Genomic DNA, 11,945 nt, shown 5'->3' with positions numbered 1-11,945 from the left:
CCGGGCCCGCGGGGCGCACCGACAACGACGAGACGATGACGACCTGACGGGCAGATGACAGAAATCTGTTCCGAACTAGCGACGATCCGATTGCGACCGTTGCGCCGACGGCTCACTGCGCCCGTCGGGTCACCATCCTATGGCAGGTGCCGCCTGTTGGCGCTGGTCTGCGCGAACTGGTCCGGTCGCGGTCGGCCCGCGTCTTCGGCATTGATCCCGCCTGCGCTTCGTCGGTGGGCGGGCATCCCAAGGATCAGCATCGTTGCGACTGTCATGAGCGGCCACCGCAGGTAGTCGAAGGAGAACAGCATCACAGCCAGGATGATGATGAGCGAGCGCCCGACCGCGTCGTTGTCGCGGAAAGCGAGAGCGAAGATGATGATGAGGAGCGCAACGCCGATGACACCCTGCGTGGCCAGGGTGGTGACCACCTGATTGTCGACGACGTTGAATCCGTTCTGCTGCAGCAGACCGCGCGCGAACAGGTCTGATTCGGAGCCGAAACCGCTTCCGAAGATCACTGTGGCGAGGGGGCGGCCGAGCAGGCGTGGGATGGACTCCAGGGCACCAGCGCGATTGGTGAATGAGCCGGAAGCCACCAGATCCTGTGCCGCCGTGCGCAGTCCCAGGTCGGCGGCGATAGCGACAACGGCGATGATGACCGCCAGCACGTAGTTTCGCACCTTCTTCGCCGGATCCGTGCCCCTCGCGATGAGAAAGAAGTAGGCGAAGGCGATGGCCAACGCGATCAGGACCGAACGCGTGCCGGACGCGAGCAGCGCGACGGCGAACATTGCGAGCAGCAGCCAGGCCCCGAACCGGCGCCGCGTCGCCCAGGTAGCAATGATCGTCATGGTGGCCAGGGCGATCAAGGTGGAGTACGGGATGGGGTGACCGGTCGTCCCCTGTACACGCACGAAGCCGTCGAGAAGTGGATTGATGTAGGTGGCCGCGGTCCCGTCCTCTCGGAGACCGAACCCCCAGAGGGGTGGGCGCCCGAATGCCCACTGCCAGGCGCCGGCCACGAGCTGGACGACCGCCACGGCGACGAGCCAGTTCAACGAAGCACGCCGTTCAGAGCGGTCCATCTGCCATGCAACGACTGCGACCACTGCGGCCAGGACCGCAATCCGAGCGACGGAGGACAAGCCAGACGGATTCGCGACCGCGGTGACGAGGACCCATAACGCGATGAACGCGAGGATGGCGACGATGAGCGGGGTATTGGGTTGTGTGTCTTCGCGATCGCGCTTCGCGAAGGACGCCAAGGTGATCAGCGTGACACTCGACCAGACGGCGACCTCTCGCCACTCGGTCGGGGCCGATGGCGTCCAGATCACGCTCAGGATCAACAGCGTGAGTCCGACGCTCACGCTACGGATGTGGCGCGGGGCCACCGCCAGTAAAACGACATGGAGCGCACCAGTCGCGAGGAGAGCGAGGAACAGAGTCATGACGGGAGGGTCTTTCCGGGGCCAGTGCGAACGAATGCCGGCGCGCCAACAGTCTGGCACACGCCCCATTTCGGGTTCGCGCCGCAATTCGGAGCAGCTCGGCGGAGGCTTAGCCTCATAGGGCTGTCGCCCCGGGGGCGATCACCGCCCGCGCTGTCTTCAGCACGATCACGACGTCACCCAGCAGGCTCCAGTTCTCCACGTAAGACAGGTCCAGCCGTACCGACTCCTCCCATGACAGGGTCGATCGTCCGCTGACCTGCCACAGCCCGGTGATGCCTGGCTTCGCGAGGAACCGGCGATGCACGTGATCGGCGTAAAGCTCCACTTCGGACGGCAGCGGCGGCCGAGGTCCCACGAGCGACATCGACCCGGCGATGACGTTGAACAGCTGGGGGAGCTCATCGAGGCTGAACTTGCGCATGATGCGCCCGATCGGGGTGACCCGGGGGTCGTCTTTCATCTTGAAGAGGACCTCGTTGCCCACGTCGCGCTGCTCGGACAGCAGTTGCGGCAGGATCTCCTCCGCGTTCACGACCATCGAGCGGAACTTGAGCATGGTGAACTCGCGTCCGCGCAGCCCCACCCGCTTCTGTCGGAAGAGTACGGGGCCACTCGAGGTCAGCCGAACGGTGACTGCGAGGAACGCCAGAAGCGGGCTGATCGCGATCACCCCGATAACGCTGACGACCAAGTCGACCATGCGCTTCACCAGACGCTGGCCACCGCTGAAGCGAGGTGTTTCGACGTGGATGAGGGGCAGACCCGCGACCGGCCGTGTGTGCAGGCGAGGACCGGCGATGTCTACGATGCTCGGGGCGAGCACCAAGTGCTGACGGCCGGCTTCGAGCTGCCAGGAGATCTGCTTGACCTTCATCGGCGGCAGGTCGTCGGTGCTGGTGACGGCCACGGTGTCGGCTCCGGTCACGCGAAGCGCCCGATCCACGGTGTTGACGTTCCCCATGATCGGAATCGTCGTTCCGGGAATCGTTTCGGCCACCTTCCCGGTCGGCACGCAAGCCCCGACGACCGAGTAGCCGGCCTCTGGCATACGTTGCAGCTCAGACGCGATGTGCGCGACCGACTGTGCGGACCCGACCAGCAGCACTCGCGCGGAGTACGCGCCCCGGCGGCGCTGGCGGATGAGCCACTGCCGCCACAGCCACCGCTCGGCGACGAGGGCCAGAATCCCGGCGGGAAGGCTGATCAGCAGGAACCCCCGAGCCACGTCGACCTTCAGCAGGAAGGCGAAGATCGCGATGAAACCGAACAATCGGAAACTCGCGTCCACGACGCGGCGATACTCGGCCATGCCCGTGCCGACGACCCGATGGCTTCTCGAATCGATGAGGTGCAGCACCATCATCCAGACGAGGACGAGGCCCGTCGAGAAGTACCAGTACGAGAGTTCGGTGATGCGGACATCCGCTCTGATGTCGACCGCCGCGTTGCCGGTGCCGAACCAGACGATCTGCGCACCGTACACCACCGCCACGAGCACGAGGAAGTCCGTGATCCGAAGACGGCGAGCATACGCCGGGCGCCAATCCCGCGGCGTCCTGATCGTGGGCGTCGATGCCGTGTCGCGCGGACGACTGTCGCTCGTGCTCGGCTCAGGACCGGGCGGTGTCCCGACCGGTAAATCGACTGCGTATCCTGCCTCCGACGTCACCCCGTACCCCTCGTTCGGTACATCGCAGGCGCTCAGATTACCTTCAGTGTGTGTCCAGTGTGTAAACCGGTTCGCGATCCGAACCGGTTTTCGCCCTGGATAGCTGTGCTTACCGGCGGCCGTGCAGAACGCCCCTTCTAAGATGTGCTGGTGCCCGATGAAACCCGCCGTTCCCGCAAGGCGAAGCGTCCATTGCTCCGCAGCTTCCGGTTCTGGGTGCCCATCGGCATCCTGCTCCTCGTCATCGCCGTCGGCATCGCAGGGGCCCTGGTCGCCAAGGCCATCGCCGACCGGGCGTTCGCGGCGCGGGACTCCCTGCAGTCCGCGATTCCCCTGGCGGCGACGGCGAAAGAACAGATCCTCGCGAGCGACACCGAGGGGGCACGGGCCTCGGTCGCGCAGCTGCGCAGCCTGACCGCCGACGCGAAGGAGCAGGCCGACGGCGACATGTGGCGTTTCGGAGAGGCGATTCCGGTGGCGGGGGCCAACCTGACCGCAGTGCGCGAGGTGGCCGAGACCATCGACGACCTCGTGGTCAACGCGCTGGAACCCGCGACAGGCCTCAGCCTGCAGAATCTTGCGCCAGTCGACGGGCGCATCGATGTCGCGCAACTGGATCTCGCCTCCGACATCCTCGATCGCGCCTCGGCAGCGCTCACCGACGCGCGTTCCACGGTCGACGGCATCGACCGGTCGGCTTTGATCGATCAGGTCGCGTCGGGCGTCGCTGAGCTCGATGACGCACTGGCTCAGATCGAGCCGGTGGTCGAGCCGGCGCAGAGGACGCTCGCGATCCTCCCCGGCATCCTCGGCGCCGAAGGCCCCCGGAACTATCTCGTGCTCGTCCAGAACAACGCGGAATCGCGTGGCACCGGCGGAAACCCGGCCTCGCTCATCATGATCACCGCCGACAACGGTGCGATCTCCATCACGCAGCAGGCGTCGAGCACCGACTTCGACAACGGGCGGCCCGACCCGATCGTCGAGCTCGACCCGGCCGCAGCCTCCCTCTACGGAGACAAGATCGGCCGATACATGCAGGACGTGACGACGACACCGGACTTCCCCGACTCCGCGCGGATTATGGGCGCCTTCTGGCAGGAGCAGTTCGGCACACCCGTCGACGGGACGCTCTCGATCGACCCGGTGGCCCTCAGCTACCTTATGGAGGCGACCGGCCCCGTGACGCTACCGACCGGCGAAACCCTGGATGCGGCGAACGTCGTGCCGACGCTGTTGAACGGTGTGTACGAGCGCTTCAACAGCGGCAATGCCATCTTCGACAATGCGCGGCAGGACGCGTTCTTCGCCGTCGCCGCCGGTGCGGTCTTCGATTCGGTCACGTCGGTCTCAGATCCTCGCGCACTCGTCGATCAGGTCGTGCGCGCAGCGGAGGAGGGGCGCATCCTCTACGTGCCGGCCTCGGAGGCCGAGGCCGAGATGATCGCCGGCAGTCGGATGACGGGGCGGATCCCCGCCGACAACGCCGAGACCACGATGGTCGGGTCGTACGTGAACGACATCACCGAAGGCAAGCTCGACTACTACATGGACACGGCTGTCTCCGTGGCATCCGACGTCTGCAGCGTGGACGCCGCGACGGCGCCGACCTTCACGGTCAACTCCTCGCTGAACTACACCCTGCAGCCCGATGCGGTTCGCGACCTGCCGCGCTACGTCTCACCGGCGCGCTTCTTCCCGAAAGGCGTAACCAGCACAGATCTCGTGCTCTACGGCCCGGTGGGCTCGACTCTCGCCTCGGCGTCGGTCGACGGTGTGCCGGTCGAAGCGACGCCGGTCGAGCACCTCGGGCGCCCGGCGGTGAAGATCAACGTCGAGAATCAGCCGGCGTCCTCGCACACCGTCACCGTGACGTTCACCGGAACGCCGGGCGGCGAGTACGGCCCGTTGCAGGTATGGCACACCCCGATGGTGCGCGACACTCCGGTGACGATCGACGCGCCGGGCTGCGCCGGCTGACCATACAACACGTGAGGCCCGCGCCCGGTCGATCTCATCGAGGTCGACCGGGCCGTCAGCGGTCGTTGCTCGCCGCGTTCGCCACGAGCGCGCCGCGCTCCTGAGCAGCGCGACGGCCACCCGGGGGAGTGCCTCGGCGGGGAACGAAGCCGACGGCGGCCAGGGCGAGCGCGCCGACGCCGGTGCCGATCGCGACGAGCGGGCCGTTGGTCGCTCGCACCCGCGAGGCGATCCATGCGCCGACGAGGCTGGCGCCGGCGGACGGCCGCGCTCATAGCGCGGTCTCGAGCGGCGGCGACCCGATGATCTGCTGCAGCGCCATCGGATCGACTTCGCCGACATCTCGAGGCAGGACTGAGCGAGACGGCTAGGCGCGAGGACGCACCGCGACGTGTAAAAGGCCTGTTACGAATGAGCGAAATCGACGGATCGCGCCTGAGTCGCCATCTAGAGTGATACCACCAGATAGATACCTCTTCCATTAGGTGGAATTATGACTGCGATCGCCTCCTGGCTCTCGACGCACGTGCGCGCGGGCAACACGGCGAGGGCGCAGCGTTATCGGCGCGAGGGCTCGTGGGTGTCGCGAACCTACGGCGAACTCTACGACGAGGTCCGTCGCGCAGCAGCGGTCCTCGACGCCACCGGGGCGGGACCCGAGGCGCCGGTCATGATCGTCGCGCAGACCTCGCCAGAGTGGACCGTCTTCGATCTCGCCGCCGCCATGATCGGCGCGCCGTCGGTGCCGGTGTACCCGACGTCGTCGGTGCACCAGGTCGCGGAGCTTCTGGCCCGAACCCGGCCGGCGGTCATCGTCACGGATCGCGACGACCTGCCGCCGACGTCGGCCGTCGTGATGCGGCTGGCAGAGAACGACGTGGATGCCGCGCTCGCGGCCTCCACCCCGCTGACGGCTCAGCAGAGCGAGGCTCTCGAGGGCCGGGCGGCCGCGGTGCCGGCGGATCGGACCTTCTCGATCGTCTTCTCGTCGGGATCCACCGGCGCCCCGAAGGGCTGCATCCTGACCCACGCGAACTGGATCGCCGTCGTGAGCGCGGCGGCCGCGTTCGAGGCGGCCGGACCCGAGGGGGCGGAGCATCGCGCACACGCCTTCGTCTACCTCCCGCTGGCCCATGTCTCGGCTCGGCTGCAGCAGTTCTCCACGCTCGCCCTCGGCGGCGAGCTCGTCTACGGCAGCGGCGCGACACCGAACCTCCTCGAGCAGATCCGGCAGAGCCGTCCGACCTACGTGCCCGGAGTGCCGCGGCTGTTCGAGAGTGCCTATCACCGCGTGGGCGGCGATCCGCAGCGCCTGCGCGAGGTCTTCGGCACCCGGTTGAAGTACGCGCTCACGGGCGGAGCGCCGATCGATGCGGCCATCCTCGACGCCTACGCCCGGGCGGGCGTACCGCTCGTCGAGGGATACGGCCTGACCGAGAGCTCCGCCGCGTTGACCCTGTGCGCACCGCACGCGCAGCGACCCGGGAGCGTGGGGCGCGCCCTGCCCGGGGTGGAGCTGCGGATCGCCGACGACGGCGAAGTGCTCGCCCGAGGCGCGAACATCTTCGTCGGGTATCTCGACGACCCGGAGGCGACGCGCGATGCCTTCGTCGACGGGTGGCTGCGCACCGGCGACCTGGGCTCCCTCGACGACGACGGCTTCCTGTGGATCACCGGGCGCAAGAAGAACCTCCTCGTCACGTCGACGGGCAAGAACATCGCGCCCGAGCCGACCGAGAACCGGATGCGGATCGTGCTGGGCGTCCCGGACGTCCTCCTCGTCGGCGACGGGCGGCCCTACTTGAGCGCGATCGTGTTCGGACGGCATCCGGACGACGACGCCCTCCTCGACGGGCTGCACGAGGTGAACAGCCGGCTGTCGCCGCCCGAGCGCGTCCGCCGGGTCCTCCTCGTGCCCCGCGCGCTCCGTGCCGACGACGGCGAGCTCACCGCGGGCGGCAAGATCGTCCGCCGTGTCGTGCTCGACAACCACGCGCAGCTCGTCGACGACCTCTACAGCGGGGTGCCGGTCGTCGGCGCCCGCGTGCTCGAGGTCGACGCGGCGTCCGCATCGCGTGCCCCTGCGTGATTCCCGCACCGCCCGCATCCGCCGACGCACCACACACCCATCCGACGCACCACACACCCACCCGACGCACCACCAGGAGACACCATGCGAAAGCCCGCACTGCGCGCCACTCTCGGCGCGTCCGCCGCGCTCACCGTCCTCGCCCTGCTCGCAGGCTGCGCTTCGGACACCCCGGCCGGAGAGGGCGCGGCCCCCGCCTCGCTCGCGCCGGCCGAGCTGAGCGAGCCCGGCGATTCCATCCCCGAGGTCACGCTGAAAGCCGGCCTCAGCCCCTACGGCGACGAGATGCTCGCCGCAGCCGGTGCCGTCCGCGGCTACTTCTCGGACGTCGGCATCACCTTCGACCCCGCTCCGGTCGGCGTGAAAGCCGATCTCATCGCCGCCGTGACGCCGCTTCTCAACGGTCAGATCGAGGTCGGGTCGGGCTACCCGCCGGCGCTCATCTCGCAGATGGACAACGTCGACAACGTCGTGGCCTTCCAGATCCAGGACGTCTTCTACGGATACCGCATCCTCGCGCCCGAGGGGAAGTACCGCACGCTCGCCGACGAGATGGAGTCGGGCAAGGACTACGACGAGGCGCTCGCCGCGGTCCTGTCGCAGCTCGACGGTCAGGACGTCATCCTGCGCGACGGCGTCGTGCCCACCTTCTACCAGCTCATCACCAGCACGGCCGGCACCGATATGGGTGCGTGGAACGTGACCTACCTCGCCAATCCCGACATCGTGCGCGCCGCCCAGGCGGGCCAAGCCGACTTCGTCTCGCCGACGGGTGCTGTGGAGATCGTGCGCCTGCTCGGCGACGGCTGGGAGTCGCTCGTCGCGCTGCCCGACGTCATCGAGAACTCTCCGGCCGAGGAGACCGTCTCGCTGCGAGCCACCTTCTCGGGCTACCTCACCACGACTGAGTTCGCGGAGGGCAACTGGGACACGCTGCTGCGCTACGCCTCGGTGATCTACCGCCTCGTCGACGAGTTCGAGGCCGACCCCGAGGGCGTCGCCGCCGACTACATCGACTACCTCAACAGCTACACCGGCTCCGACCTCTCGGCCGCCGACCTGGCCGCGACCTTCGACGGGCTCTACTCGCTGCGCACCTTCGAGGACGCCGCCGAGTTCTACGAGGACGAGGATGCGCCCTTCTTCTTCGGGACCGTGATGGGTGCGCAGATCGACAGCATCGCGGCTCAGGGTGTCATCGCCGAGGGGCACACGCCCGATCAGCTCAGCATCGCCGGCGACATCTGGGCGGCGCTGCAGGAGTACCGGACCGCCGCCGACGAGGCTCTCACAGCAGCGCCCGACGGAGAGCTCAAGGCCTCCGCCCAGGCCCAGTACGACGCGCGCAACTATCTCGACGCCTATCGGCTCGCGGCAGCCGCCGCGGAGTGAGCGGATGCTGACAGCGACCCTCCCCGCCTCCCGCCCGGCCGCCCGCGCCGGGCGGGGGATGCGGCGTCCACGGGTGCGAGGCTGGCAGTGGCGGGCCATCGGCGTGGTCGCTTTCCTCGTCGTGTGGCAGATCGGTGCCGTGCTCATCGGCTACCGCGCAGTGCTGCCGACTCCCGTCGAGGTCGCGACGAGCTTCACCCGCAGCTTCGTCGCCGACCCCGGGCTCGCCTACCTCGGCGTTCGGACGCCGGGATACGGCATCAACATCGCGTGGACCGTCGGCATGGCGACCCTCGCGTGGGCCGTCGGCTCGGCAGCCGGTGCCGCGGTGGGCCTCCTCAGCGCCCGGCTGCAGTCCGTGCGCAACCTGTCCGAGCCCGCTCTGTTCGTGTTCGGGTCGATCCCCGCGCTCGTCCTCGCCCCGTTCTGCCTCATCTGGTTCGGGCAGGGGTCGCTCGGCAAGGTCGTGCTCGTCGCGTTCTACTGCTTCGTCACCGTCGGCCTCGTCGCACAGTCCGCCGCCCTCTCGCTGCCGCCCGCCATCGAGGAGTACGCGGCGACCCAGGGCATCGACGCGGGTCGGCGGTTCCGTCACGTCGTCGTCCCGGCGGCGCTCCCGGCCGTGCTCGCGGGCCTGCGGGTGGCGCTGTCGACGGCGATCGCCGTGCAGACCACCGTGGAGCTGCTCGGATCGCAGTTCGGCGCGGGGCGCATCATCGCGATCCGCGCGAGCCAGGGCGACGTCTCGGCGGTGCTCGGCCTGTCGCTCGCGATCGGTGTCGCCGCCATCCTCCTCGACCTCCTCCTCCAACGCGTCATCCGGCTGTTCACCCGTTGGCAGTGACCCACCCAGACAGAAGGGCGATCATGACCTCTGCACCTCTCACCCGCACGCCGTCGGCGTTTGAGATCACCGACCTCACCGTCTCGTTCGGCACGGGGACCCAGGCGGTGACACCGCTGAAGGGGCTCGACCTCTCGGTGCCGCGCGGACAGTTCCTCTGCATTCTCGGCCCCTCCGGCCAGGGCAAGAGCACCCTGCTGCGCTGTATGGCCGGACTCCAGCCCGCCACCGGCGGACGCATCCTCGCCGAGGGGGCCGAGGTCACCGGGCCCGACGCGAACCTCGGCATGGTCTTCCAGCAGGACGCGATCCCGATGTGGCTGCGCGTGCAGGACAGCATCTCGTTCGGTCCGCGCATGCGCCGGGTGCTCGTATCGGAGTGGCTGCCCCGGGCGCGGCACTTCATCGAAGCGGTCGGCCTGCGGGGGCGCGAGCGGGCCTGGCCCAAGGAGCTGTCGGGCGGCATGCGCAAACGCGTCGCGATCGCGGCGGTGTTCGCCAACGACCCCGACATCCTGCTCATGGACGAGCCGTTCGGTTCGCTCGACTACTTCACCCGAGCCAACCTGCACGAGACCCTGCTCGAGCTCTGGCGCGAGACCGGCAAGACCATCGTGTTCGTGACGCACGACGTCGACGAGGCGCTCAAGCTCGCCGACCGCATCATCGTCGTCACCGACGGTCGTGTCGGCTACGACATCGACCTGCCGTTCGGGCGGCCCCGCGGCGACGACCTGCGGATGAACGTCGAGGCGGACGCGATCCGCTCGCGGCTGCTCGAGGTGCTGCAGGCTCCGGCGAGGATGCAGTCATGACCGCCGCAGCACCCGCGCGCCGGCTCCTCCTGCGGACGCGTCCGTCGCCCCTCAGCGTCATCGCGGGACTCGTCGTCGCGCTCGTCGCCTGGGAGGTCGTCGCGCAGGTCTTCGCCGCCACCACCCCGCAGGGCGACCGCGTGATGCCCTCGCTCGTCACCGTCGCCACGACCGGCCTGCTCGGAGTGAGCGACTACTGGAGCGGCGGGTGGGGCGTCACCGCGACCAGCACGGGCGGTGCGCAGAGCGTGCCGGGTGCCGTGCTCGCGCTCGCCGCGAACAGTGCCGTGACGCTCGTGCGGGTCCTCGTGGGGCTGCTGCTGTCGCTCGTCGTCGGCATCGGACTGGGACTGCTGCTGTCGGCGGTGCGTCCGGTGCGTCTCAGCGTGGGCGGTCTCGCGGAGGTCTTCCGGATGCTGCCCGGCCTCGCGATGGCGCCGCTCTTCACCCTTTGGTTTGGCGCGACCGATCTGTCGGCCGTGCTGTTCGTCGTCTTCGGCGTCTCGTTCATCCTGATCGTGGGCACGACCAACGCCGTCGCGAACCTCAGTCCTCACGTCACCGAGTACCCGCGGACCCTGGGGGTGCGCGGACTCAACCTGTGGCTGCGCGTCGTGCTGCCCGCCATCCTGCCCGAGCTGCGCGGCACGCTGGTGTTCGGCGGCCTGGTCGCCTGGACCTCGGTGCTGGCGGGCGAGATCTACGGGCTCACCTCGGGGCTCGGGTGGATGCTCAACGAGACGCTGCGCTTCTCGCTCGTCGACCGCATGGTCGTCGTGGCGCTGGTGTTCTCGGCGCTGGCGTTCGCGACGATGCGCCTGCTCGGAGCGCTCGCCTCCCGTGTGACGCGGTGGGCCTGAGGGGCCTGGCGGGCCTGAGCGGTCAGTAGTCCGGCGACTGCAGGGGGAGCTGGACGCCGATCTCGTGCGCCGCCGCCTGCAGCTCGGGCAGCCATTCCGTGAGCCGCTGCATCGAGACCCGAAAGGCGGGCGCCGAGATGCAGAGCGCCGCCCGCGTCACGTCGCGGCCGTCCCGCACCGGCACGGCGATGGCCCGCACCCCCTGATCGAACTCCTCGTCCGCGGTCGCGTAGTCGCGCGATCGCACGCGGTCGAGCTCGCCGAGCAGCGCGTCGCGCGAGGTGATGGTGGTGGGCGACCACGGCGCGAGGTCGATCTCGTCGAGCAGCGCGGTCAGGCGATCGTCGGGGAGCTGACTGAGCAGCGTCTTGCCGGTCGAGGTCGCATAGAGAGGCTCGCTCTGCCCGACGGCGCCGCGGATGCCGACGGCCTGCTCGGTGCCCACCTTCTCGAGGAACAGGGCGCGCGCGTTGCTCAGGACGGCAAGCTGGGTCGTCTCGCCGGTGCGGCGGCTGAGCTCGCGCATGACGGGCTGAGCGATCGACCCGAGGTCCGTCACCGCCCGCACGCGGTTGGCCAGCTCGAACACGCGCATCCCCAGGCGGTACGTCTTGCGCTCGGGGTCGAACGCGACGTACCCCAGAGATGTCTCCGTGCTGAGCAGGCGGTGGGTCGTGCTCATCGGCAGACCCACGTCGCGTGCGACGTCGGTGACGGACGCTCCGTCGGGGTGGTGCGACAGGGCTTCGAGGATCGACAGGCCCCGCGCCAGCATTCCCTGGGGCTCTTCGCCCGGCGCGGTGTTCTTTGCTCCCATGGATCCTGCTCCTCGATGTCGT

The 11,945-nt window shown here is 68.9% G+C and carries 10 protein-coding genes; 6 read left to right on the top strand and 4 right to left on the bottom strand.

The genetic code is table 11. From position 1 onward, the window contains the following. Positions 1-137: 137 nt before the first annotated feature. Both C3481_RS13590 and C3481_RS13585 read right to left on the bottom strand, forming a co-directional pair. Positions 138-1,454, bottom strand: a complete 1,317-nt coding sequence (locus C3481_RS13590) for a hypothetical protein (RefSeq protein ID WP_103842857.1) — start codon at positions 1,452-1,454, stop codon at positions 138-140. A 115-nt stretch (positions 1,455-1,569) separates the two neighbouring features. Further along, positions 1,570-3,018 carry a sugar transferase gene (locus tag C3481_RS13585; RefSeq protein ID WP_103842986.1) on the bottom strand — a complete coding sequence of 483 codons (1,449 nt, stop codon included), beginning with the start codon at positions 3,016-3,018 and terminating at the stop codon, positions 1,570-1,572. A gap of 258 nt (positions 3,019-3,276) precedes the next feature. Between C3481_RS13585 and C3481_RS13580 the strand changes: the two genes are divergently transcribed. Then, the gene (locus C3481_RS13580) at positions 3,277-5,106 is read left to right on the top strand and encodes a DUF4012 domain-containing protein (RefSeq protein ID WP_146053659.1); all 1,830 of its coding nucleotides are present in this window, start codon (positions 3,277-3,279) and stop codon (positions 5,104-5,106) included. Between the two features lie 55 nt (positions 5,107-5,161). Here the strand turns inward: C3481_RS13580 and C3481_RS16560 are convergent, their stop codons facing one another. Beyond that, positions 5,162-5,326 carry a hypothetical protein gene (locus tag C3481_RS16560; protein ID WP_181021940.1) on the bottom strand — a complete coding sequence of 55 codons (165 nt, stop codon included), beginning with the start codon at positions 5,324-5,326 and terminating at the stop codon, positions 5,162-5,164. Between the two features lie 273 nt (positions 5,327-5,599). On the opposite strand from C3481_RS16560, the gene C3481_RS13575 reads away from it, so the two are divergent. The 5 genes from C3481_RS13575 to C3481_RS13555 all read left to right on the top strand — a co-directional run bounded on the left by C3481_RS13575 (position 5,600) and on the right by C3481_RS13555 (position 11,106). Beyond that, on the top strand, positions 5,600-7,195 hold the full coding sequence (locus C3481_RS13575) for a long-chain fatty acid--CoA ligase (protein WP_103842853.1): 1,596 nt from the start codon (positions 5,600-5,602) through the stop codon (positions 7,193-7,195). Positions 7,196-7,279: 84 nt separating this feature from the next. Then, positions 7,280-8,587 carry a hypothetical protein gene (locus tag C3481_RS13570; RefSeq protein ID WP_103842850.1) on the top strand — a complete coding sequence of 436 codons (1,308 nt, stop codon included), beginning with the start codon at positions 7,280-7,282 and terminating at the stop codon, positions 8,585-8,587. 4 nt (positions 8,588-8,591) lie between these two features. Continuing rightward, entirely contained in the window at positions 8,592-9,431 is an 840-nt protein-coding gene (locus C3481_RS13565) for an ABC transporter permease (RefSeq protein WP_103842848.1), read from the top strand. A gap of 23 nt (positions 9,432-9,454) precedes the next feature. Then, positions 9,455-10,246, top strand: coding sequence for an ABC transporter ATP-binding protein (locus tag C3481_RS13560; RefSeq protein ID WP_103842846.1), 792 nt, complete (start codon positions 9,455-9,457; stop codon positions 10,244-10,246). Then, positions 10,243-11,106 (top strand): ABC transporter permease, encoded by an 864-nt coding sequence (locus C3481_RS13555; RefSeq protein WP_103842844.1) that lies wholly within the window; start codon positions 10,243-10,245, stop codon positions 11,104-11,106. Before C3481_RS13560 ends, C3481_RS13555 begins: the two co-directional genes overlap by 4 nt. Before the next feature lie 22 nt (positions 11,107-11,128). Here C3481_RS13555 and C3481_RS13550 read toward each other — a convergent pair whose 3' ends face one another. Beyond that, positions 11,129-11,923: an IclR family transcriptional regulator gene (locus C3481_RS13550; RefSeq protein ID WP_103842842.1), complete on the bottom strand. Its 795-nt coding sequence runs from the start codon at positions 11,921-11,923 to the stop codon at positions 11,129-11,131. Positions 11,924-11,945 lie beyond the last annotated feature (22 nt).

It is taken from the genome of Microbacterium sp. Ru50 (genome assembly GCF_002920555.1).
Taxonomy (GTDB): Bacteria; Actinomycetota; Actinomycetes; order Actinomycetales; family Microbacteriaceae; genus Microbacterium; species Microbacterium arborescens.
This window is presented reverse-complemented; position numbering and strand designations above follow the sequence as displayed.